The following is a 26432-nucleotide window of genomic DNA, read 5'->3' as shown; positions in this document are numbered from 1 at the left end:
TCAGTGAATCGGATCTTACGCATAGCGATCTCCTCAGGGGACATAATCAGTATGTCGGAAGATCTCTAAAAGTGAATGGGTCGTTTTGCCGGGATGCTTACACACCCAGTACCACCTTTTTTCAAGACACGCGAGACTGCACTCAGATACTGAGGATGCGGGAGGTGAGCCGGTAGACCTTGGCTTTGCCGATCTCTGGCAGGCGAACCTGCGACTGGTATTTCCCGTCGCTGCCGGGCAGCAGGCATTCCGCTTCCAGACATAATCTGGCCGCTCTGGCGGGGCTGAATCCCCGGCACATTTCCCGCCAGCCCTCCGGCAGGATGTGAAACAGTGTGTATTCTTCACCCGTCAGCGGATCTTTTTCCACCCGGCGAAAGCCCACCATATTCAGCGGGCGGTCCGGGCCGTCCCACGAGGCAAAACGGCTGTACTGGTGCGCGGTAATGAACCGCTTGATCTGCGCCAGCACGCCTTCATCCTCCTGGTTAGCAATATGGCCGCGCTCGTTCAGCCAGGCGTGCAGGCAGATCTGGACCGCCCCATATGCCGTGCCTTCCTGCCAGCCCGTGATACCCTGCAGCGTCGCCATCTCTCCGGCCACCGCCAGCAGCGCAAAACGGGCCACGATGCGCTGCACCTGGTTTCCGGCGTTCTCCGGCATCAGGGCAGTCTGGTAGCGGCGAAGTAACTCTCTTGCCAGCGTGGTGCTGGCGTCCTGGTCGTGGGTGAGGAAGGCCAGCCAGGCACGAAAGGCGGTGCCGTGGAAGCGGGCGACCCGGTCGCAGAGGGTATCGGCGAACTGCTGGCCGCTGGCAAAGCCGTGTAGCTGTTCAAACGCGCCATGATTCCCTGTATCGCTGGGGATTTGTACCATGCGCACGTCCATCCCGGCGTAGAGGCGCTCCCCGGCGCGTTCGGTGTGTTCCGCCAGCGACAGCTCTCCGGTGGAGAACAGCAGCAGCGTCCAGTGCCTGCGGTTGCGCACTTCGCCGTCAGTGCGGGCGCGCCCCTTGCCCTGGCCGTTCGCCAGCATATAGGCAATCATTCCGGCTTCCCGCGGGTCCACTTCGCGCAGTTCATCGAGCGGCAGCAGGGCATCGTTGTGGCGACTGGCAATTCCCTCCAGCGCATTCCCGGTGGCCCGCCAGGAGTGCCAGTAATCGGTACCGCCACAGACGGAAGCGGCCACCTTCATTACTGTGGTTTTGCCGTCGGTGGACTCGCCGCGCAGGTGAAAGCCTCCACCGCCCGTTCCGGTCAGGCGCAGCAACGGGGCGCCAGCGCACAGCAGACGGCAAAGACCAGCCGTGAGTTGCCTGCACAGAGTGCGGCGACCTGCTCCTGCCATTCCGCCAGCGTACCCGCCTGCGCAAAGCCGCCGGTCAGATAGTGGCTGCCCTGGAGAATGACGCTGTCGCCACAGGGGCCAATAACCTCATCCGGCAGCACGTACACGCCGTTGTGCCAGCCGGTTTTCTCCACGCAGGTGACCCGGCGTCCGGGGAGTGACCGCGAGATATATTCACATAACAGGCTGCGCAGGGCGGGGCGGGTGGAGATGTAGGTCAGGCCGTTCTCCAGCAGGATGCGCCGCAGCTCCTCGCCGTTGCCGCTGAGCATTGCCATCGGCATGGCCCAGCGCCGCAACTGCCCGGTGGTGGTATGCCATTCCAGCAGGCGGCCATAGCTGCCGTCATGGCTGTCGCAGGTGATGGCGGTGACGCGCAGAGGGGAACAGATGCGCTGGGGCTGGACGTCGCTTTCACCGTCCCGGCGTTCGGTGAGCTTGTCAAACCATAGCGCTTCTTCATCGAGGCGGAAGTGATCCGGCAGGATGTCGGAAGGCCTTTCCTGCCGCAGGCGTGCAAGCTGCCCGGTCCTGTTCTCCAGTAACTCACCGTCAGGGCTCATCAGTCGTGCCATCTGTACACCCGCGTGCGCTAGTTTTACGGCGATTTTCATCAGGTCTTCTTCGCGGATATCGCCGGTGCGAAGTACCCGGACGTAGAGCGTGTCGGGCCTGATAATGGTCAGGTTGTCCAGATCGGCCAGTTCATCCGGGCCGAGCACCACCGGAGGAATATCATCTTCCCGGTCGGGATCTTTTCGCCAGACGCGTGAGGTCTCCCATGCCAGGCTTCCGGCAAGGATCACCACTTCGAGCGTGCGGTCCGGAGACTGCTTACAGAGAAAAGGAGCGCGTTTCATGATGGGGTATCAGTCGGCTCATCCCTGAGCGTGGATTAGCGGATGGCGGTGCCGCGCTGTTGCCACTGACGAATTTCAGCGGCATCGAAGACCACCAGTCGGGAAGAGAGGTGGACGGGACGGGGAAAGTCGGTGTTTTTAATCAGGCGGTAAACCGACGATTCACTCATCGCCAGAAACTGGACCACCTGCCGCATACGCACGTTGCCGCTTTCGGGAAAAGCATCGTTGCTGTCAGCACGGGTTTTCATGATTGCACCTCACGGGAACAGAGTGTCGAGGCGGTTATAGCGCGGAACGGGGAGGGGAGGTATAGGTCCGGGTGAAAAAGATAAGTCCGGATAGAAAGTAATGAGTCCGAAAAATGATTGTTTATTGCCAGTAATAATGACAATAAATTAACTAATTGAAAATTAATGGGTTATTTAATATCGCCTATGTTTGAATGAAATCTGCGCAGGTAAGCGGGTCGTAATGCACTACTACGAACGTTTCATATCAACGGGCCCTAGTCTACAGTTCTTTATAAGCGTTTAAGATAATACCGTTAGCGATAATTCATTCACTGCGCTTAACTGATGTAGAATTCTCATTAACCTACAGTTGTAGGTTGTGTTCCTGCATAATACTCCGACGTGTATAAATTGTTTTACAACTTAATTTTGTCTATAGTTTAATAAGAAAAATAGGCAGTGTTATGTATAGAATTTAACTTGCAGAAAACATAAGTTATAACTATTACACAACCATGCCTATATCTATTGTTGATAGATAAGAGGTTACACAGTTATGTTATCCGAATCTGATAACCAGAGATTGCTCTGACCAAAGATTGATTCTATGCCTTCTTTTATTTCTGAGATATCATCTAAATATAATATTCTTAAATTTTTTATTGCTCGTGAACAAGCCACGTAGAGCAAATTTTTAGTATTATTATGTTTTTCTTTGAAAATATCATCAGTTAGCAAATGAGCGCGAGATTCTTTATTTTCTTGAAGAAATTTGAAATAGTTTTTAAATTTAAGCTTGTCTTTATTTCCAAAGCTATGTTCTAAAATAATAGCAACATTATTGTATTCTTCACCTTTGGTACCATGGTAGGTGTGGTAGATAATATCACCAATCTCTGTGCCATCTATAAAATTAATCCAATTCATTAGCGATTTTATTGGTAAGGATAAAATACTCTGTATTTTACCTTCAGCTACAGTTTCATCTTCAGACATACTATTCATGAGTACATTTATGCTGTTTATAATCGCAGACTTAAATAAATGGGGGGACACGGTTTTTTCTTTGTCAGAGTTAATGCGGTTTATTAGTATTTTTTCTAGAGAACTTTTTGCTTCACTATATTCAAGACGGTCTGTTATTAGTTCAATCCAGTCATTAAGTGATACAATTTCTTTATTTTGCAGTTCACGTAAAATTGAATTTGCAGAAGAAAAACTTAGTCCCTCACCATAAGTTCCAAAAATACAGTGATAAGAAACATTATTTTGAAGAATGTCTTGATATAATTTTGTTAGGTTATAGATAATCAATATGGTTGGGTGGAGTTTTTCTAATTGCTTGGATAACACTTGAGTATTTAGGTTTTCATGATAGATCATTGAGTTTTGATATGCTTGGTAAACATTTTCGAAATCATTGAACTGTGCCATGAGCCTATTAGTTAAAACTAGGCAGTGGATCTTGCAATCGTCATTATCCCTACCTTTACTGGTTTGAGCTAAATAAGATTTATAATGTGAGAGAAACTCTTTTGCTATTTCCAGTTTCTCCTTGGATTGATGATGAGAAAAAATAACGGAACCTTTATTACTCTCTGATGAAATGGGTATTTGAACTATTTTATCTGCGCGAATTTTGTTTGCAACATCAATTATTTGTTGATGTGAGCGGCGGTTGAATATTTTATCTATTTCATAAAGTCCGCTATGAAGTTTTGTGATATTTTCTCCTACTCCATCATCATAAATACACTGGGCCGTGTCGCCAAAGTAACCTACCATCCATTTCTTGTTATTTTGATTTGAAAAATCATAAAGAGTTTTAAAAAAACCAACAACATGACTATTAGTATCTTGATATTCATCAATGAAAAAATAAGGGTAACTGTCAATAATAATACGACATAGCATTGGATAAGTTTTGACTAGTTTTAACCCATACTCAAGTAGAGTATCATGACTGAACTTCATATAATGAAGTCTATCGATATTGACCTTACTGTCATAATAAACACGATTTTCTTTATTAGATTCAATCCGGGCAAGACACTCTTCAAGTCTTTGTATTTTATAAAAAATACTGACAACGAATTTAAAGTTAGAAACATTTTTTAAAAAACTATCTAGATGAGAAGGTTTCTCAATTGTTGAATCCCCATAAGCTTTTCTAAAAGATGCAGCGCTATGATCTTTATAATGATAAAAAATATCTTTAGTCTGAAAAATATATTGAATGAATTCTTGCTTTTTGGGTTCATCAAGATTGATAAAAAATTTCGCTTTTTCAGAATGATTAAGTTCTTTTTTATTGTCATCTATCACATTGATTATCTTCTCCTTATGACATATCAAAAGCTGTGGTTGGGCTCTTTTGATTATATCCCACAACATTTCGTGAATAGTTGAAACGTGAACTACTTCTGAATTTCCTAACCGTTTTTTTATTTCATTTACCGCAACATTGGTATAGGTAATGCAGGCTATTTTTTGGGAACTCCTAGTAGCTATGATTTTATTTATAGTGACATATTTAAGAGTTTCTATCAGCGCATAGGTTTTACCAGCTCCAGCACCAGCATTGAAACGAAAACTGTTGAAATTATCAACATGATTGATGACGCTTTTTTGCACCTCCAGTTCTTTAATTTCATTTGTTAACATCAGCTATCTCCGCCGTAATTTCAATTTTCGGGATTACAACATCTTGGTTAACGACCATACCGTATTCATTTGTCGGAGGTGCACTATCTCTTTGTATTTTAAATGCAAGCCATTTTAATCCATCCTCAAGATAATTTGGTAGTTTTGGTAAGTCTTCAATATCTTCTGCTGAGAGAAAATTAAATAACAATTTGTTAGAAAAATCACTTTTACTATCAGAAAGTTTTTTCTGTAATTTATAAGAGTGAGAGATTAAATTTTTATTAGATTTTGTACCACTACTATTCAATATTTCTTGATAAATACCAGGTTTACATTCATTTAGTGCTTCATTAAGTGCATCGTTGTTATAATTTGTCAAAATTAAAGCCTCTTCGAAACTAGTTGCGTATTGGCCTTCGATTGGATCTTTTTGAAATACAACGTAAAGGTTTTCGTCACTAAAGAATTCTATATTATCTAATTGGCCTGCTTCTTCTTCAGATTTATCTTTGAGTTTTATGTTCAATTCTTTAAGTGTCGCATTAGTCGTAGTTCGACCACTGAGACTGGTGATTTGATAAAAAGTTGGTGCAGTACCCGGATGGAAAGGTATATCCCCATTTTTTGCCTGTTGACCACATCTTAGACAAGTTTCATTTTCTTTATGTGATTTGCATTTTTCACATTTTTCTCGCTTGATATCTATGTCGGTCACAATTAGACTAGGGACACAAAGTTGTTTGGCTAATGGAAAGTATAATTTGCCGTGAGCGCCATTGATATTGAATACTGATATATAGTAGTTACTAAGAATTGGATGTTTTTCCAAATAATAATGTAACAAAGTCTCCTCAGTAATACCTTCAACAAAGATAATTGCGTCTGAAAAAAACAACTCTGAAACTTTGTATTTTATATGTTTTTTTATAAATTTGAGCTTTTCATTAGCATCATTATCTTCACTAGAGACTACGCATTCATCAGTCAGGTTAATGGCTTTTGTGCATTTTTTTATTGAAGTTAAGTAATTTAGATTGTTGAATGTATTGCTACTATGGATTTTGCTATTAACGATGTGAGAAGAGTGGGTTGTAATAGCTATCTGGCATTGAAGAGTTTTTTTTATAACCGAAGAGTTGTTTGCTATCTCCAATGCTTTTTTTACTGCATTATCAATACGTTTAATAAAGAACTCTTGCATGTGAGGGTGCATGAATGCTTCAGGCTCTTCAATAAATAGTAGATTAACTTTACTAAAATGGCTTTTGTTTTCATAGCTATCTACAAAATGAATTATTTCACCAATTATATTTAATAGATTTATATATCCTAAGCCAAACTGATCTTCTGGGATATAATCTTCGCCATCTATAAAATTATATTTTATCAGTCCTTTCATTATCGCATCATAACTAACATTTCCCGATAGATTTAAATCTACTTTATTTGAGTGCTCTATCTCACAAAGAACCTGTGATATATCAGTACTTTTTGCACCCACACTTAAAGATATTTGCTGGTTAATCAGATGAATGCTGGATTCCAAACCTGTGCGAGATTTAGTGTCATTAGTGAATTGAAATGAAACTATCTTATTGAAAACATCGCTAAGAACTCCTTCTTTAAGATGACGATTGGCTTTTATTTCTTTGATGTTAATTAATTTTTTAAGTGAGAATTTTTCTGCGGGTTCACCTAATATATCGATAAAATTAGTTTGATAAAGATTCCCCTCATTTTTAAAACAGTTAGTGTCTTTTGAAAGCATTAAGTAAAACATTTCAAACTGCTGTTTATGATCTAGTGTATTCCCTTCTGAATTTTTTAAATTAAAGATCCTCTTAACTTCTTCTTTAAAAGCAGTTTCTTCAGAATAAACAATTTTGACTACAATGCGTATACTCACGGAAGTTCCACTCTCACCCTCACTAATTGATATAAAAGGTGATAGGTTCGTCATTAAATCATTATCGTTGAAATCTACTTTAATTGCTAAAGTAAACTCTAATGTCGGTGTTTCTAATTGTTCGAACTTTGTATCTTGATCAATGTTATAAGATCGTTTGTAAAGACTAAATAACTCATTTAAGTATGATAAGTTAAAGTCAGATGCTAAGGGTTGTTCGTTTCCGCATAGCATTTTAAGTGCATTGATGACAGTTGTTTTACCTGCGTTATTCTTACCAATTATTAAGGTTGTCGATGGCGCAATCACTGATTTTGATTGCTCACCTTCTGTTGTCATATCTATAACTTCTGGTTTAACGAAGCATACTTTATTATCCGTAGAGCGAAACTTTCTATAATTCTTGATGGTTAAAAATTCTAAATGCATGGGATTACCCTCATCCATAATATTTTAATCAGTTTGCCTAGGCAATTTACTATAACATATTACGACGTGTGTGATTTGTTCAATGCTTCGTTTATTTTTATAAGGTGATTTGATTTTGTACTCTTCTGGGAGCTACTCTTTATCCCGGCCCATCTTCAACACCTCATAAAACGTCCCACGCCCAAGCCCATCAGACGACAATTCCAGCTCCTGCGCCAGCGCTTTCAGCTTTTGAAGTATTAGGTCAGAAGCTGGTTTATCTGACGTCCCATAACGCCCGCCAGTCTCCTCAACCACTAGCTGAACCAGTAGCCAGCAGAGTCGGGCAGTATTCTCCCGTGCCTTGTCGCGTTTATGCATCCCACGTTGGGAAGGTTGTGCTGAAGTAGTGAGATCTGGTAGCGCGTCGTCACCGAGCGTCTTCAGCCACTTGCGGCCACGGCTGTTGCGTGACAGTTTCATCACCGCCTTCAGGCTGCGGGCCTTAATTTCTGGCGGCGTCAGTTCGTCATCAATAAGCCGCCATGCCAGCGCGAACATCTCATCGGCATAGAACATGCGTTTGTTCGCCGGGGCGCTGACCATGCCCGTTGCTTTGATGGTGCGGCTGATAGCGTCGTGCAGGATACGGTAATTTTCCTGATGTTCTTCCGGCAGGGCATTTGCTGGTTGGGATGCATCGAGGCCGAGAAGCAGAAGGGCGAGATGCCGCGCTTCCAGCAGCGGCATATCACATTCCCGTTCAAACAGATTCTGACGAATGGGACTGGTCACATTATTCTCCTTCCACGATCTGCAGTGGTTCTTCTGCACCGAGCAGCGCCTGCCGTCTGGCGGCATCAACGTAGTTTCCCCACCACTGCATCAGCGGTCGCCTTTGTTCCAGGTAGTCGCTGCGGTTGTAGGCTGCTTCGATCTCGTCTTCTTTCTGGTGCGCCAGTGCAGATTCCAGTACTTCACGAGGAAAATGGCCTGCTCCCGCCGTTCTGGCGATGCTGCGCATGCCGTGGGCGACCAGCTCACCGCCGAACCCCATACGGATAAGCGCGGCGTTAGCGGTCTGCTGGTGCATATGCTCCAGCGGTTTGCGGATGCTGGGGAAAACCCACGGGCGATGGCGGCTGACGGGTTCCATAACCTGAAGAACGCGCAGCGCCTGTTTGCTGAGCGGCACCGTGTGCGAACGGTTCATCTTCATAAAGGTGTCAGGGATGCGCCATTCCGCTTTTTTCATGTCGATGTCGCACCAGCGGGCGCTGACGGCTTCGCCGGGGCGAACCCAGGTCAGTAGCTCCCATTCGATAAGGCAGCGGGTTTCTTTGCGGATAGAGGCATTCTGTAGCGCCAGCATCAGCCTGCCCAGCTCGCTGGGGTGGAGGGCGGGCATGTTCTGCTTTTTCGGTTTTTTGAAGCGGGCGACCAGGTTGTCAGCCGGATTGAACTCGATGAGCTCTTCGGAGATGGCGAAGCGGAAGATTTCATTAAGCCGTGAAATGACTCGTCGCAGTGTTTCGAGGATGCCTTGTTCTTCCAGAGGTGTGAGGTGCTCCTTGAGCATCTTCGGGCGGATCTCGGTGACGGGCGTGTTACCCAGAGAAGGGAAGACGTGCATCTCCAACGAGCGCCAGATATCTTTGGCGTGATCTTCGCTAAGATCGCTGGTCCGTTTCTTCTCTTTGAGCCACTGTTCCGCAACTTTTTCCAGCGTGCATTCATTCTGGATGCGTTTTTCTTCAGCTATCCCTGCTAAGTGTTGACGGGGATCGATGCCCTGCCAGAGCAGTCGTCTGTATTTCGTGCGAGTTTCGCGAGCCATGGCCAGTGTAACGACCGGGTAAGGGCCAAGGCTGGTTTTGGTGCGCTTTTTGGTGACGGGATGATAATACTCGAAATGCCAGGCCTTCCTCCCTGAAGTCTTAACCAGCAAGTACAGGCCTTCACCGTCCCGTAGCTCATAATCCGTGCTACGGGGCTTCGCGCCAGCGATCTCCACATTTGTTAAGGGTTTCAGTTGCTTAGGCATGTTTTAGCACCACGCTTTTTTAGCCCCACGATACCGTGGTGCTAAACATGGTGCCAAAAGGTCAAGATTCATACAGAGATCATGACCACACATGCAACAAAAAAGCCTGCAACTCGTTGAAGTTACAGGCTTTTTTAAAGTTCATGATGCATCATGAATGAATGTTTGGTGGAGCTGGCGGGAGTTGAACCCGCGTCCGAAATTCCTACATCCTCGGCACTACATGCTTAGTCAGTCTTTACATTCGCCTGGCACCTGCGGACAGACACGCCACTACCAGACTAGCCTGATTAGTTTTAACGCTTCAACCCCAGGCAGGGCTTCCACGCGATCTCTTTTGGGTTTGACCTCTCTTTGATCCCCGTCTTAAGAGCGGAAGCTAGGGAGAGAGGGCTCAGAGCAGGTTATTAAGCTGCTAAAGCGTAGTTTTCGTCGTTTGCGACTATTTTTTGCGGCTTTTTACGAGGCCAACCGCCCCTCGGCATGCACCTTGGGTTTCGCAAATCCCGTCGAATCCAGAATCAGCCCCAATGTGTTACGTCGAGTATAACAGAGTTGTGACGGCCGTTGCCAGTGAAAAACGTGGCGCAACAGGCCGTTGGCTGTGCATTTATCGCTCACGTAGCGCCTCTTTGGTCTTATTAAAGGGTTTCAGCAGGTAGTCCATGATGGTTTTTTCGCCGGTCTTGATATCGACCGAGGCAATCATGCCCGGGACAATCGAAAACTTATGGCCCAATTTGTTGACGAGAAAGTCCTGATGCGTGCGGATAAATACCCGATAGTAGAAGACATCTGGTTTCGCTTTATCCTGGATGGTATCCGGGGAGATAGTTTCCACTTCACCTTCCAGCCCGCCGAAGATGGCGTAATCGTAGGCGGTGATTTTCACCAGTGCGCGCTGTCCGGGGTGGATGAAGGCGATGTCGCGTGGCGAAAGTCGGGCTTCAATTAGCAGACGGTCGTCAACCGGGACTATCTCCATCATCTCGCCGTTGGGAGGAATGACGCCGCCGATGGTGGTGACCTGGATATTTTTCACGATCCCGCGCATCGGGGAGCGGACGGTCATGCGTGAAACAGAATCTTCGCGGCCTTTAATCACCGCTAACAGCATGTCGACTTCGGCATTGGACTTCGACAGCGCTTCTCGCGCCTGAACATAATACTGCGAACGCAGGTCGGTGATGCGCAGCCCCAGGTCGCTTTTTTGTCGCTGTAAACGGAGCACTTCGACGTGGCTTGCCGCACCGCTTTTTTCCAGGCGCTGGGTTATCTCCAGCTCTTTATTCACGGATACCAGCGCATCACGAAGCTCCGCCTGAGAGTCGGCGAGCTGGTCGCGGCGGCTTTTGTAGAGCCGGGTTTCGGTGGCAATCAGCTCGGGCCAGGCTTTAAGTGAGTCCGGGAAGACCAGCGGTTTATCGTTTACTTCGGCATACAGTCGCGCGCTGGAGGCTAACGACGCACGGTAGCGCGCCGTACTTTCGCCGACGTTGGACTCCGAGCGCGTGGGGTCGAGGCGCGCGACAATCTGGCCAGCCTGCACTTTATCGCCTTCGCGCACGGTAAGGTCAGCAAGAATGCCGCCGTCGAGCGACTGTAAAACCTGCTCGCGCGAGCTGGGGATCACTTTCCCCGTGCCGGTGGAAACCTCATCAAGCTTGCCGAACCACGCCCAGATGCCGGTGAAGAGAAACAGCAGCGCAATCAGGAAAATGATTTTCGATGCCCCGGAGAAGGCGCGGTCACGGCTGATATCGAGTTCGTCGATCGCTGCATCATGCGGATTGGTTTTCATTGTTCCACCTCGTGCCGTTGGCCGTCGCTGCCGGTCGCTCTGTATTCAGAGCCTGCGCTTTTGGAGCATCCATCACCAACTGACCATCCTTTAACACCAGGATGCGATCGACCAGATCGAGCACCGGAACGCGGTGGGTTGCGACGATCAACGTCCGGTTGCCAAGCCAGGCGTGCAGACGCTGGATAAATTCGCGCTCGGTGTGTTCATCCAGCGATGCGCTGGGTTCGTCAAGCAGCACGATATTAGGCGAGCGCAGCAGCATGCGCGCGAGCAGAATAGACTGCCGCTGGCCGCCGGAAAGCCCGTTGCCGCCTTCCATGATTGGGTGGTCGAGCCCTTTGGGCAGACGTTTCACAAAGGCCGCGCCGCCGCTGACCTCCAGCGCCTCAAAAATGGCGGTATCGCTCGTGTGCGGCGCACCCAGGCTTAAGTTTTCACGCAGGGTGCCGTAAAACAGCCGGGCGTTCTGACTCAGGAAACCGATGTTGCGCCGCAGGTCAGCCATATCAATCTGCATCATGCTGAGGTTATCTAACCGCAGCTCGCCGCTGATAAGATCGAGGCCGCCCGCCATGGCTTGCAGCAGCGTGGATTTTCCGGCGCCGTTGCGTCCCAGTATCGCCACGCGTTCACCGGGCATGATTTCCAGACGGGTGATGCGCAAGGGAACGCTTTGATCCTCCTGGCGATAGCAAAACTGAGTGTTCTCAAAGAGATAATGGCCATGGAAAATTTCCTGATGCACCAGGCTCTCGTCTCGCAATGTTTCTGTCGGTAGCTGCATAATGCTGTCGAGCCCCTGTTTCGCTGCCTTCATCTGCTGCCAGCGGGCAAGCACGCCGCACAGACCGGCCATCGGGGCAATCATCCGTGAGGCCAGCATTGAGGCCGCTACCATTGAACCGGTCGTCATGCTGCCGTCAATAACCAGCGGCGCGCCGAACAGGATAACCGCGGCATAGACCAGACTTTGCACCGACATCCCCCAGCCGATTAACCCCTGGGTGTACTTACGGGTGCGTAGCCCCGATTCGCCGGTAATACGGATATAGCTGTTCCACTGTTGCAGGAAGCGGTTTTCAGCCTGCATCAGCTTGATATCTTCCAGCCCTTGAACGCTCTCTACCAATACTGCGTTACGTAGCGTCGACTCGTGCGCCGCCTGGTTAGCCAGTACCGCCAGCTTTTTTTGCAGCAGCAGGCCAGGGAGCACCATCATGATGGCGGCAACCGGGGCTATCCATGCTAGCTCTGGCGCGATAATCCCCAGTACAACGATGAACAGAAAGAAGAAGGGGAGATCGACAATCGTCGACATCGTGGAGGAGGTGATCATTTCTCGCACCTGCTCCAGTTCGCGCAGTTGCGATATAAAGCTGCCGGTCGAACGCGGTATGGCGCTGTTGCGAAGCCGCAGCGCGTGGCCAAAGACCCGGTCGGAGATCCGCATATCGGCGCGTTTGCCAAGCATATCCATAATATGGGTACGCGCTTCGCGCAGCAGGAAGCCAAACACCACCGATAACAGTACGCCAAATGCCAGAACGTACAGCGTAGGGTAAGACTGGGCGGGGATCACCCGGTCGTAAACCTGCATTGAGAAGATGATGCCGGAGAGCGACAGCAGGTTAACAAAGAAGGCGGCGATCATCACCGGCCAGTAAGGTTTGAGATCCTGAAATGCGAGCTGCTTCATCCAGTCGGGACGAAAGCGCGCGATATAGCTGTCGACGCGGCTGTCGCGTACGGCGGAGAGCGGGCGCAGGGCGGCGATGTAGCGAATAGACGGCAGCAGGTCTTTGGCGGCAACGCGGTTACTCTGCGCGCTGCCGTCGGCGAGGAAAATATCCAGCATCTCTTCGCCATCAAAATGCTCAATGACAATCAGCTCACCGCTTTCAAGCTCTGCAACTATCGGCAGCCGCCACTGGTTGAGCGTGAATTCGCCGGTCTTCGGCTGATGAAAGGAGAGCCCCGACTGGCGCGAAAGCTGCCCCAACGCCACCTGGCGAGGCTTGCCCCGAAACCACGGGGCGTTGGCCTGAATGGTGCCGGGAGAACAGGCCACGCGATAGTGGCGAGCGATATGAGAAATGGCAAGCGCCCACTGGCTTAGCGCGCGGTCATCAATCGGTTCGTCTTGCGGCTGATGGGATTGCGTCATGGCTGTATCTCCACAGACTGAATACTGCGGCTTTCGAGTTTGAAGGCCTGGCGGAGCTTGCCGCTGTTATAGAGGCAGGTAAGCTGCAGCTGGTGTACCTGACTGACGGTCTGGAGTTCGGCAAAGCGTGCCTGATAAACCTCCTGCTCGGCGTTGAGCACGTCCAGCAGCGGGCGAGAGCCGAGGTCGAGGTACTGCTGCTGGTAGAGTTCGCGGGTTTGTTCGCTAAGCTGCTGCTGGCGGCGCTGTATCTGCAGCGACGTCGCGAGGTTGATGGCCTGGGTGCGTGCTTCCTGTAGCTTCTGACGAACGTCCAGCCGCGTGCGTTGAATGGTGAACTGTGCTGCTTCAACCGCATGGCTGGCGGCGCTGCGCCGGGCGTTCAGGCCGCCGCCCTGATAAATCGGCATTTCCACTTTTACCCAGGTGGAGTACTGCGTTTTATCCAGCACTTCATGGCTGGGGTAATTGTCATTGAGATAGTGCTGAACCTGCGGTTCCAGTGAGATGGTGGGTTTGGTCTGCGCGTCGGCGTAGTCCAGATTAGCCTGGGCAATATTGGACTGCGCCCATGCGGCCAGTACCGATGGCACCAGGCGGTCATCGCTCTGTGGCGCATCGCAGCTTTGGGCGAGTTTAGCCGGGAATTCATCGCTGATGGCGTTAAGCGAGTCCCAGCCGAGCAGGGTCATGAGCTTCTGCCTGGCGGTGTCGAGATTGGCCTGATACTGCGATTGTTGTGCCCGGGCACCTTCAATACGCGCGTTGGTCTGCACGACGTCGGAGAGCGACGTTGCGCCTTCATCGCTTCGCTGTTGCGTCAGGCGGCCAATATTGTTCAGGGCTTCAAGCTGCTCGTTAGCGGCCTCCAGCATTTGCTGCCAGGACTGCACTTCAACCATCGCCGTGGCCGTGTCGTGTGTGACATCGTCAATGCTGAGCAGGACGTTGGCCTGTTGTTGTACGGCGCCCGCACGTTCAGCCCGCACCTGGCTTGAGACTTTCCCGAAGTCATACAGCATCTGAGAAACGGAAAGCACCAGCGAAGGGCTGAATCCGTGGTCGACATAGGTATTGCTGTAGCCGTTGTTCATCCCCGCACTAACCTGGGGGTAATATTTTGATTTTGCAGCTTCTATCTGATCTTTTTGCGCGAGAAGTTTCCCCACCGCTTCGCGAATAGCAGGGTGCCAACTCACGGCGCGGTTAACCGCATCGTTGATTGTCAGCACCCCAGGACTCGGGGCTGAAAGCGGTAGTGCCTCGTTGCGGCCATCCAGCGCGGGGAGCGATGAGCTGATTGGCCCCTGTGAGTCAAAGGATAACGAGTTTGTATCGGCGAAAGCGTGTAATGAACATAACCACAGCGCCATAAGCGCCGTGGCGGATTTTTTTATCTCCATTGTCTGTCCCTTTTAAAAACACAGCTTGTTTATTTTATTAACCCCAGGCATCTGCGTGCCTGGGGTTGTTTTTATTAGCCGGTAATAATGCTGTTGTGGTCTATCAGCTCCTGTAGCGTGGTATGAACGTTATCCAACGTTATCAGCGTCGTTGGCTTAAAGGTCGAGCCTGCGCCGTCACGGTCGATGGAGATAACCGTATTGGCGCCAACCGTTGAGACCTGGATGAAACTACCCAACGTTGAAGCCTGGTGATCCCAGCCGCTGAGCAGCAAGTGGAGATCGATTTTGTCCCCCTGCGCGATGGAGAAGTTCGTCCATTCATCGGCCCCGTTGCCGCCGGAGTTGGTTGCTGCCAGCACTTTGTAAATCAGCGTATCCCCATAGGCCGAACCGGTTATTAGATCGTTCTGACTCGAGCTGGTGAGCTGCGGATTCATGTTGATCGTTAAGGTCGCCGAATCGGTATGCCCGTTTTGATCGTTGAGGGTGTAGGTGAACGTCTCTTTACTGGTGATTGACGACACTTTTATTCCACTATTCAACGTGTAGGTATACGAACCATCAATTTTGAATGTTAGCGTACCGTACAAACCTTGCACGGTTGTCTGCGTAATAATGCCAGCGGGATCAAGCGATGCGCTGCTCGTATTATTGTTGCCGCTAATGGTTAATAGCGTATGAACGGTAGAAAGCTGATCCAGCGCGCCAGCGGCATCGGTACCATCGTAAATATTACCGGTCACGACGCTGCTGCTAGCGTTGTAGGTATCCAGATGCGTGAGAGTACCGTTAAACGTTGGGGTAAGGGAGATGGTTGAACCTAGCCATGAGCCCGTGAAATTACTGGTGATGACGAGGGTATAGTGGCCCGCACCTAACTCTTGAGGGATCGCGAGATTATAGCTGTTTCCGTTTAGCACGGAACTGATGGTTCCGCCCAGCCCCTGTATAGCAACACCATTTGAGAGGATGGACCAGGTTAAACCCAAAGTCCCGATGGCAAGACCAGACGTGATCTTGACGCTGATTGATGACAAGGTAAGGGAGGTGTTCGCCGCTACGTCGAAATCGGTAGAGCTGCTGCCTACTGTTTTTGACGCGTTACTTGATGCCGTATTTAGCGCACCGCTGCTGTAGGCGATGGTGTCCTGAGTGGTGTTGATGAGCATCGCCGAGCTCACGTCATCAATGGCGTTCAGCGCTTTTGGCGTCAGCGAAATGCTCAACGATGCGGAATCGGTATCGCCGTTTGGCCCTTTCACCGTGTAGATAAAGTTCTCTGGCGTGTTGATGCTATCCGCGCCGGTGCCTTTGGTCAGGTTGTAGGTATAGTTCCCTTTCGCATCAATGGTCAGTGTGCCGTACAGCCCTTTGATAACGGTGGTGCCCGTGGCGGAAATCGCGGTGCCGTTGACAAAGGTAATGATGGAGCCGGTCGGGGCGACATCGTTGGTCAGCACGTTGCCGCTGGTGGTCGCCAGCAGGCTATCGACCCCGTAGGTATGGTCCTGATTGAAGGCGATGGAATAACCGGTTGCGACGCTGATGCCGTTGCCGTTGAGCATAAAGATGTAGTCGCCGCCCGGCAGAATAATGTCAGTAGGGTTTGACTTGCCGCCGAGGAACGCGGGGATCCAACTGGAGATCACTTTGTATTGATCGTATTGCTGGGTAGCCGCGTTAAAGCGATAAATGTAGAGGTCAAAGGTACCGACAGTGACGCCACCCACGCTCCCGGTGAGCGACATGACGCGCGTTGAGCCTTCTTGAACGTGGAAACTGAGCGGGGTGGTCATGTTGGCTAGCACGTTCAGGCTCAGCGTTTTGCCAAGCGATACGCCAATCAGCGAGAAGCCTCCCTGGTTCGGCGTGTTGTTGTCCACGTAGCTGACGGCGGTATCGTAGGTAATGGCGGCGCTGTTATCCACGGCGACAACGGTGCTGGCCGCAGGCTGTGGCCCCAGTGAGATAACCAAATGGGCCGAATCGCTCGTACCGTTTGCCGCAATGGTGTAGGTGAAACTCTCCTTGTGGCCGACAACGCTGCCGGTGGCGTTGTTGAATAGCGTATAGGTATAGCTACCGTTCTGGTTGATATGCAGCGTGCCGTAGTTGCCCACCACGTCAATACCGTTTGCTCCTACGGTCTGCACGACGCCCTTAGCGTCGGTTATTGTGGTGACGACGGTTCCGGTCGGGGCGTTATCCACGCCATGGGTTCCATCAACATCGGTAATGACGTTGCCGTTCGTTGACGTTGTACCCGACAGCACCCCGGCGCTGCTCTGGTCGACGGAGACTTCCAGGTTGGTGTAGGTCCCGGTTGCCAGCAGGCTGCTGTTCCAGGTGAGTACCCGATAGCTGCCTTCGCTTAAGGCCTTCATGGTTAAGGTGACGCCGCTGCTGGTGATGGCCAACAGGTTGGCGAAACTGCTGTTGCTGCTATCGACCACGGTAACCCAGTAACCCAGCGAGGTATCGTAGCGCTGAATCAGGATGTTCTGCGATGAGAGCAGCGTCAGCACAATCCCGGTAGCGGCGGCATCTATTTTCACGTCGCCTGAACCGCCAGCGGCGATGGAGAAATTCACCTGTGCAATCGTGCTGCCGAGCACCGAAGCCACGTTGCCGAGCGCCCCAACCAGTTGGAGACCATAGGCATCGTAATGCTGCGATGACAGCGTTGACGTTGAGGTTAAGTCCAGGCTGGCGACGTTATCGCTGGCAGACAGCGCTAAGAGCGGGGCCTTGATGCTTACAGAATCCGAAGTGTTCCCTGCCGCATCGACAGCAGAGGCCCGAATGTCCTGATTCTCAATTTGTCGGACCGGCAGCGTCAGGCTCCATGCGCCGCTGCTATTGGTGGTCGTGGTGAGTTTGGTGTTGTTCGCCAGTGTAACCGTAATCGTACTGTTGGCTTCAGCCGTCCCGGTCAACGTGCCGCCGTCGGCGCTGATGCCCATGGTGACAATAGGCGCGACGGTATCGACCAGCACGGAAACTGGATTTGATGTGACCCCCGTGCCGTTGGCGTTAGTGGCGGTGGCCGTAAATGCGTGGTTACCTTCGGTCAGGATAACGCTCGGCTTATAGCTCCAGATACCGCTGGCGTTGGCCAGTGCCGTCCCCATTAGCACACCGTTGTTATAAACCGAAACGGTGGCGTTAGCCTGTGCGGTACCGTAGATGGTTGGCTGAGGATCGTTGGTCAGCCCGTTGGTGATGGTGCCGATGTAGGACGGGGCGTTATCGTAAATACTGGTGATTATTGGGGCATCCGGTACGCGCGTATCCGGTGCAATCACGCCTGCGGTTCCCCCGTTGTTCCCCGCTTTATCCTGCGCATAAACCAGAAGCGACTGGCCGCTGGTCTGCGTTGGCGAGAGCGTCACGGTAAAGTTCCCGAGACTGTCTGCGGTCGCGGTTCCTAGCACGGTGGTGCCAGCGCTGTTGGTGACGATGACGGTGCTTCCTGCTTCGGCAACGCCCGTGACGCGGCTACCTGCGGTGTTAATGGCAATACCGGTCACCAGCGCTGGCGGAACGGTATCAATGATGATTCCCGCCGCAACGGATGGCGCGCTAACGTTACCAGCGGCATCCGTTGCGGTGACGGTAAAGGTATAGGTTCCATTTGGCAGCGGGGTGGTTGGTGTCCAGGTCCAGTTACCTGAGCCATTGGCGGTCACGGTGGTGACATGGACGCCGCCGTTATAAATCATCACCGTACTGTTTGCTTCTGCCGTACCGTTAAGCGTAGGCGTCGTGTCGTTCGTCGATTGGTTATTGCCGACGGGACCGACAATGTTAGGCGCATCATCCATGATGTTGGTGATCACTGGCTGAATTGGTGCCACGGAGTCGACGGTCAGCGTGAAGCTCTGGGAGGCATCGCTGATGTTCCCTGCGGCATCGACGGCTTTCACCGTTAGCGTGTGCAGGCCTTCGCCGAGCGGTGTTGGAACGCTCCACGCGCCCAGACTATCTGCGGTGGTGGTCGCAACCAACGTCGTGCCATCGTAAATATTGACGGTACTGTTTTTCTCCGCGCTGCCGCTGATGACAGGGCGATTATCGTTGGTTGTCTGGCCGCTCGCCAGGTTACCAAAGATACCGCCACCCACGGCGTCAACGACCAGACCGATAATCGGAGGATTCGGTTTACCGGTATCGATGTTGATGGTAAAGCCGGTGGACGGCAATCCAACGTTGCCTGCAGCATCGACAGCCACGGCATTTAGCGTCTGAGTCCCCTCGCCTAGTTGAGAGGTCGTTACGCTCCAGGCGCCCAGACTATCGGCTTTGGTCGTGCCGACCTGGTTGCCGTTGGCGTCGTAGATATTGACCGTTGCACCGGCTTCAGCGGTGCCGCTGAGCGTTGGCGTATTGTCGTTGGTGAACTGACCGTTCAGAACGGGACCCTGTACCGGGTCTTTGTCATCCAGAACCTGCAGAATAACCGGCTTCAGCGGCGCGACCGAGTCGACGACCACGTTGAACCCGCCCGTTTTCACACTGATGTTACCCGCCTGGTCGACGGCGCTTAACGTAAAGGTATGGCTACCCTGGCCCAGTGGGAGTGTCGGTGTGATGCTCCACTTACCGGAGCTATCGGTGGTCATGGAGCCGATTAGCGTGCCGTTATCATAGAGGTTAACGGTGGCATTAGCTTCAGTTGTGCCGCTAAAGGTGGGTTGGGTATCTCGAGTCAGCGCGCCAGACGTCAAATTGCCTGGAATGCTGCTCTGATCGTCATAAACGCTGACGAGCGTTGGCGCGTTTGGCGCGGTGGTGTCGATGGTAAAGGTTCGCGGCGTTGATGCAGCACCGGTGTTACCTGCCGCATCGGTTGCGGTGGCGGTAATGCTGATTAACCCGGGAGCAAGGGCCCCAGAAGGGGTAAAGCTCCAGGCGCCAGGAATGGTATTGGACGCGGTGGTGGTACCGAGCAGCGTACTCCCATTGTAGATAGTTATCGTGCTGCCAGGTTCAGCAGTACCGCTGATGGTTGGCAGCGTACCGTTGGTAAAGCCGCCTTCAGCCAAGTTGCCGAGATCCGTCACATTGGTGATGGAAGGGGCGCCCGGTAGCGTGGCATCTACGTTAACGGTGAACGGTAAAGAAGCCGGTCCGGTGTTGCCTGCCGGGTCAGTCGCTTTCACAGTCAGCGTATGGTTACCATCAGAAAGCGCGGTGGTAAATGTGTAGCTCCAGTTACCGTTGTTGTCGGCAATAATCGGAGCCAGCGTCTGCACCGGATTAAGGCCATCCATAATGGTAATGGTGGCACCTGCTTCGGCACGGCCATTGAGCGTAGGCATGCTGTCGTTGGTGAGCTGCCCGCTGATCAATGAGCCGACGATCCCACCAGCTACATCGTCGATAACCGAGGTGAACGTTGGGGCGTTCGGCGCCTGGAGATCGATAGTGATGTTGTAAGGTTGTCCCAGCGAGCTGGTATTGCCTGCGGTATCGGTCGCGGTGGCGGTCAGGCTATGCAGGCCACTTGACAGTGTGCTTATTAAACCGGTACCAGGAACAGACCAGCTTCCGTCAGGGCCTGCCGTTACGGTCGCCAGCAGATTGCCGTTATCATAAATTTTGACCGTGCTCCCTTTTTCGGCCGTCCCGCTAATGAGTGGCCGGGTGTCATTGGTCGCCCCACCGCTGGCTATTGTGACCAACGGTGCACCATTATCGTTTTGTACCAATGTAATGGTTGGCGCATCAGGTGCTATGGCATCAATCGTTATGGTGTATTCCAGGGAAGAACCCTGAACGTTGCCTGCATCATCAGTGGCGGTGGCAGTGAAAATATGTGTTGTGCTGTCCAGCGCTGAGGTTGGCGTGAAGCGCCATGAACCATCGGCGGCGGCGGTCGTGGTGCCGAGGAATTTTCCATCGACGGAAACCGTAATGAGAGCATTTTTTTCTGCCGTACCGACGAGCGTTGGGCGCGCATCGTTGGTTAATCCGCCTGACTGAATAGAGCCTAAGCTGCCAGGGATATCGTTGAGCGCATTAACAATAACAGGGACATCAGGTGCATGCAGGTCAACGGTAATGGTGATTGGCGCTGATATGGCACCGGTGCCTACGGCGTTAGTCGCCTGAACCGCGAAGGTGTGGGAGGCCTCCGTGAGTGGTGTGGTGATATCGTACGTCCAATGACCTGTCGCATCGACGGTCGCATTACCCACTTTCACGCTATCAATATAAACGGCCACGCTTGAGCCAATATCAGTTGTGCCGCTGAGCTGTGGCATTGTGTCATTGGTGCTGCGGCCGGGAAGTACAGGGCCAATATTGTTCGCGACATCATCGTAAATTTGATCGATCGTCGCTAAATGCGGCAGACCGCTGCTCGAGCCAGTGAATGATATGGACCCGCTTGGGTTTCCGGCGATATCCTGAGCCGTGGCGCTGAGTTGCTCGCCACCGGTCTGGGCTGCGGTAAGCTGAATACTGTAGTGACCAAGCGCATCCGTGGTGCCAGTACCGATGACTTTCCCACCCGCATCTTTAATTGTGACCGTTATTCCATTAAGAATTAATGAGCTATCGCTGACAAAGCCGGATACGGTCACCCCGTCAGTACTGATCGCCGGAGTGCCAATAAAAGTCGGCGGAGTGGTGTCTACCGTGACCACTATTGCGTTACTGGCTGCGGTCGGGAGTCCACCCATTGTGGCGGTAGCAGTGAAGGTATGTTGCCCTTCAGACAACGCCGCTGTCGTTATTGACCATGTGCCGTTTGGGTTGACAAGCACGCTGGTGGAAATCAACGTGTTGGTATCCAGAAGGATGACGGTGCTGCCTGGTTTTGCCGTACCAGTGATCACCAACTGCGTATCATCGGTCACTATCTGTGTGGCTTTCAGATCTAACGGACCACTGATTGAGCCTGCATCATCCATGATAGCGGTAATAACAGGGATCGTGAGTGGAATGGTGTCAATAGAGTATGGGGGGGACGCGTCGCTGACGTTCCCTGCGGCATCGGTAGCGGTTGCCGTCAACGAATACTGTCCGTTAGGCAACGGATTTGTCAGCGTAATGCTCCAGATTCCCAGCGCATTGGCTGTGGTCGTTGCGATAGGCGCAGTATTACTACCGTTATAAATATTGATAACGGCATTAGGTTCTGATGTGCCGTTTATAATGCTAGCTGGGTCCACGCTTAGCGTTATTGCTGGCGCGAGGGGTTTTTGTGTATCAATGGTGAGCGAAATTTCTGATGTCGGGTTGCTAGGGTTACCCGCAACATCAGTCTCTATCACGCTTATCTTATAAGCACCATCCTGGTGAACATCTGGGGTGTATGTCCACGACCCGTTTTCGCCTACCGTGGTGGTCCACTTTTCTGTGCCGAGTGTATTACCGAGTTCGTCGACGCGTTTCATCGTGATTTCGATAGTGCTTCCGACTTCACCGGTCCCTTTAAATGTTGGCGTTGCATCGTTGGTATAGCCGGAAGTGATGTCTCCGACTATCGGCGAGACGCTGTCGGTAATCGTTGGCTCAACGGCGATTGGCTTGGTAATGTCGATGTTCACCGAGAAGACGCCGGAAATGCCGCTGGTGTTGCCAGCCGGATCTGTTGACGTTGCGGTGATCGTGTTCAAACCTTCTGGCAGTGATGATGGCCACTCATAGGACCACGCCCCCGTTTTGGCATCTGCCGTAATGGTTGTCCCGGTTGTGAACGGCTGGCCGTTGAGGTAAAGAGTGATGGTCGAACCAGGCTCTGCGCTGCCGTGAAGCAGTGGGCTCTGATCTTTGGTAAGCCCCCCATTGACCAACTGTGTGGTAGTCGTGCTATTTACCTCGATATCGGCATACAGAATCTGCGGAGCATCGGGCGCGGTCGTATCGATTTTGAGCGTGAACTCGGTGGATGGGCTGGGGTTCCCCGCCGGATCGCTCTCTATTGCCGTCAGTTTATGCTGGCCTTCGCCTAGCGGAGCCTTGAGCGTGATAGTCCAGGTTCCGTCGGATTGTACGATGCCTGTACCCAACAGCTTGCCGTTGTCATAGACAGTGACAGTATCGTTTTCCGCATTCCCCTTACCGCTGATGGTGGGTGACGTTACGTTTGTAGCTACGCCATCCAATAATGCGATGCTGTTGTTGGTGACGTTAAGGGTTGGCGCGAGCGGTGCCTGTGTATCAACGTTGATGGTCCAGGTATTGGAGAAGCTCGTGGTGTTGCCGTTAACATCGCTGGAGGTGACTTTAAAGATGTGCTTCGAGGCATCAGCCAGCGCGTCCGTCAGCGTATAGCTCCAGGTCCCTGAGCTTGAGACGACGATATCGCTTTTCAGCAGCGTTGTATCATCCCAAAGCTGAATGGTGGCACCCGGCTCACCGGTTCCGCGGATAGTCGGGAGCGTATCGTTAGTCACGCCGTTATCCGCAATAGGCCCAATAATGCTCCCAACATCGTCGAGCACCAGCGTGATGGTTGGCATTAATGGTGAAACCGTGTCAACGGTAAGGTCAAAGCTGCTGGCGGCACTGGTGTTGCCTGCGGCATCGGTAGCGGTGATGGTTAAATGATGTGCGCCCTGGTCGAGTGGCTGCGACGGTGCAAAGATCCAGCCACCTTTGCCATCCGTGGTGAAGGTCCCGGCTATCGGCTTGCCGTTATCATAAATCTTAATGGTTGCGTCAATTTCGGCGGTACCAGTGATAATTGGTTTTGGATCGTTCGTGGTCTGGCCATTTTGCATTGGGCCGACGACCTCCGGAACGTTGTCAATGACTGAAGTGATAATAGGGACATTCGGGGCTGTGATATCCGGCGCAATGGCGGTGGCAGGATCGCTGGTATTGTGCGCGGTATCTGCGGCCGTCACCGAGACGGTTTGGCCGTTAGCCTGCGCAGGTGAAATGGTCACGGTAAACTGCCCGCTGGTGTCTGCGGTGCCGGTGCCAATGGTTGCGCCGCCTGCATCTTTAACGGTAATGATGGCACCCGCGTCAGTATGGCCGCTAACCGCGGTACCGGTGGTGTTCACGGTGACGGTATCCGGGATAGCCGGCGGCGTAATATCTGGGGCAATAGCGCTAGCGGCAGCGCTGACGTTGGGGACAGGAGCGTGATCCGAGGCTGTCACGATCACCGCTTCGCCGTTCAGCAACGGTGGCACCAACGGAATCGCAAATGAACCACCAGGGCCGTTTGCTGTTCCTGTCGCAATCACATTACCTTTGGCATCGTTAATAGTGATTGTGGCGCCCATTTCGGCAAAGCCGGTCAGGACAGCGCCGCTGCTGGCGATGGTTACACCAGTAGGGGCGCCTGGCGGTGTGATGTCAGGCGCAAGGAAGGATGTCGACGGGCCAATATTACCGGCTTTATCCTCGGCTAAGACTGTCACCGTTTCACCATTTTTTTGTGGCGTGGTCAGCGTAATAGTGAACGCACCTTTCGAATCTGCGGTGCCTGTACCAATGGTGGCTCCGTTGCTATCTTTCACCGTAACGGTGCTGCCTGCTTCTGTGGTACCGGTAAGCACCTGGCCTTTCGAATCGAGCAGCAGGTTATTCAGCCCAGGGAGGTCGGTATCAACATTCACGGTATAGCTTAGTGAGTCACCGCTGGAGCCAATGCCGTTGTTCGCTGTTGCCGTGAAGACATAGTCTCCGTCGGGAAGTGGTGTTGTGAATTCGTAGTACCAGTTCCCGTTAGGATCTGCGGGATCCTGCAGTGGCATGGCTATGCCGTTGACATAAATTGTGACAAAGCTACCCGCTTCTGCGGTGCCGCGTATCGTAGGCGTTTTATCATTGGTATAGCCACCATTGCTCACTGGCCCGATATTAGGGGCAGTATCATCATCAACAGAGACAATAATCGGCTGACTAGGGAATTTGGTGTCTGCTGCAGGGAAAGTCGTTGGTTTGCTGGCATTACCTGCGGGGTCCGTGACGATTGCGCTTAGCGTTTCACCGTGAGTTTGCGCCGGGTGCAGCGTTATCGTAAACGTGCCGCTGTTGATGTCCGCGGTGGATGTACCGAGCAGCTTACCCTGAGCGTCGTAGATAGAAACGGTGCTGCCTTTTTCGGCTTGCCCGGTGATTTGAGAGCCGTCCACTGACTCAGTCGCGATGATGGCTTGATCTGGTGCCAGGGTATCGACGGTGAAAGCGGGGATCAGAAGGGTGCCGCCTTCAATGCCCGCTTTGCTGGTCTGTGTCACGGTGAGATCGTTATGCAGCCCATCTGACAGTGCTTTATTGGGGGCGATACTCCAGTGTCCACTGCTGTCGACAACCGCGGTGCCGATCACGGTCGTTCCCTGATACAACGTAATGGTGAAACCAGCCTTACCCGTCCCTGAGATAATCGGCTGGGTATCATTTGTTTGCGACCCGAGGGTAATTGCGCCCATATTCGGCGCTTTATTGTCCGCGATACCATCCAATCCCGGCGCTGCTGGCGTTGCCCCATCTATGTTAAGCGTGAAGTTGCCTGAATCGCCGCTTTTGCCGGAACCGTTGGTGGCGTAAACGTTGATGGTATGACTACCATCCAGGAGATCGGACGGCAGCGTAAGCGTCCATTTCCCATCCTTGCCGACGATGACGGTAGCGATTTCGGTGCCGTCTACTTTGATATGAATCGTTGAACCTGCCTCGCCGGTACCGGAGAGCCCCGGTTTGCGGCTGGCAGTCCAACCGTTATTCGGCAGCGTGCTGGTTGAGGTACCTACCGTTCCCGTTGCTGAGGTAATGGTGGGGGTTGAGGGTGCTTTTCCCTGTGTACCGCCGTTATCGGATGAATCGCTGTGTCCGCCGCCGCCGCTGCCGCTTGCGATAGCAACACCGGCGCCAACGGCCGCAACACCGCCTAAGACCCACGGCCAGATGGCGCCGCCGGCTGCAGAGTGCGAGCTGCCGGCAACTAAAATCTCGTCAATACTGGCAATCTCGACGAAGTTGGCGGCGTGCTCCGTATCTCCGACCCACCAGAGGGCGCCATGCTCGTCTTCAAGCACAAGCTGGCTCGTTTGTCCGTCCGTACTCACATAAAAATTCTTAACGGTGATGACTTCCCCTGAATGTAGAGTGATAACCAGGTCGTGATTAACACGTGCCATTGAGGCAATTTCACTACGTTCCAGGTTCAGCTTCACAATTGAAGGCGCATTTAATGTCACGACATCGCCTTCTACATTGGTGGAGACCGTTGTGAGCCTGGAAATAATTGATGAGGTACGCATAGTTTCACTCCATTCAGGATGAATCAGGCAATAGTGAGCTATTGAAAAATCATTCTTGTCAGTCAGTTATGCGGTTAGCTGTTATTGCTTTCATTCAGGTAAAAAAGCCCCAACCCACGGCTGGCATGGACGCTGGGATGATTCTTAAAAAATATTTTCAAATGGATAAAGTTATTTTATAACAAGTTAATATATTGCTATGTATAGCCTTTATTTAATTTGGTATTGATTTTGGTATAGCTCAGAAATAGATGTTCTCACAAGTTAAGCATGGCTTACATGATATTTAAAGGTGGTTAAAATGATATTTTTTATTAGCTATCTATCAGTTTTGAAAGGTTTTTGTGTTGGTTTGTCGAATGATTAATGCCTTGATTAACAC

At 51.5% G+C, this 26432-nt stretch carries 9 protein-coding genes, 1 other RNA gene and 1 pseudogene; all 11 read right to left on the bottom strand.

Features of this window, described 5'->3' with window-relative positions; genetic code table 11:
- Window positions 1-142: 142 nt before the first annotated feature.
- Window positions 143-2211: pseudogene (locus ACH1XZ_RS22315) on the bottom strand (DUF927 domain-containing protein).
- A 35-nt stretch (window positions 2212-2246) separates the two neighbouring features.
- On the bottom strand, window positions 2247-2462 hold the full coding sequence (locus ACH1XZ_RS22310; protein ID WP_395597203.1) for an AlpA family transcriptional regulator: 216 nt from the start codon (window positions 2460-2462) through the stop codon (window positions 2247-2249).
- A gap of 528 nt (window positions 2463-2990) precedes the next feature.
- Entirely contained in the window at window positions 2991-5108 is a 2118-nt protein-coding gene (locus ACH1XZ_RS22305) for a UvrD-helicase domain-containing protein (protein ID WP_006687294.1), read from the bottom strand.
- Window positions 5095-7425, bottom strand: a complete 2331-nt coding sequence (locus ACH1XZ_RS22300; RefSeq protein WP_395597202.1) for an AAA family ATPase — start codon at window positions 7423-7425, stop codon at window positions 5095-5097. The genes ACH1XZ_RS22305 and ACH1XZ_RS22300 overlap by 14 nt, the downstream gene beginning before the upstream one ends.
- Window positions 7426-7557: 132 nt before the next feature.
- Window positions 7558-8199: a hypothetical protein gene (locus ACH1XZ_RS22295; protein WP_395597201.1), complete on the bottom strand. Its 642-nt coding sequence runs from the start codon at window positions 8197-8199 to the stop codon at window positions 7558-7560.
- A 1-nt stretch (window position 8200) separates the two neighbouring features.
- Complete coding sequence (locus ACH1XZ_RS22290) at window positions 8201-9448, bottom strand: integrase domain-containing protein (protein ID WP_069598690.1); 1248 nt, start codon at window positions 9446-9448, stop codon at window positions 8201-8203.
- A 166-nt stretch (window positions 9449-9614) separates the two neighbouring features.
- Window positions 9615-9977: a transfer-messenger RNA gene (ssrA, locus tag ACH1XZ_RS22285) on the bottom strand.
- 81 nt (window positions 9978-10058) lie between these two features.
- Window positions 10059-11222 carry an HlyD family efflux transporter periplasmic adaptor subunit gene (locus ACH1XZ_RS22280; RefSeq protein ID WP_395597208.1) on the bottom strand — a complete coding sequence of 388 codons (1164 nt, stop codon included), beginning with the start codon at window positions 11220-11222 and terminating at the stop codon, window positions 10059-10061.
- A 7-nt stretch (window positions 11223-11229) separates the two neighbouring features.
- Entirely contained in the window at window positions 11230-13416 is a 2187-nt protein-coding gene (locus ACH1XZ_RS22275) for a type I secretion system permease/ATPase (RefSeq protein WP_395597200.1), read from the bottom strand.
- Window positions 13413-14819 carry a TolC family outer membrane protein gene (locus ACH1XZ_RS22270; protein ID WP_395597199.1) on the bottom strand — a complete coding sequence of 469 codons (1407 nt, stop codon included), beginning with the start codon at window positions 14817-14819 and terminating at the stop codon, window positions 13413-13415. The genes ACH1XZ_RS22275 and ACH1XZ_RS22270 overlap by 4 nt, the downstream gene beginning before the upstream one ends.
- Window positions 14820-14893: 74 nt before the next feature.
- Window positions 14894-26050, bottom strand: coding sequence for a BapA/Bap/LapF family large adhesin (locus ACH1XZ_RS22265; protein ID WP_395597198.1), 11157 nt, complete (start codon window positions 26048-26050; stop codon window positions 14894-14896).
- Window positions 26051-26432 lie beyond the last annotated feature (382 nt).

It is taken from the genome of Kluyvera chengduensis (assembly GCF_044197065.1).
In the GTDB taxonomy this organism is placed as follows: domain Bacteria; phylum Pseudomonadota; class Gammaproteobacteria; order Enterobacterales; family Enterobacteriaceae; genus Kluyvera; species Kluyvera ascorbata_C.
This window is presented reverse-complemented; position numbering and strand designations above follow the sequence as displayed.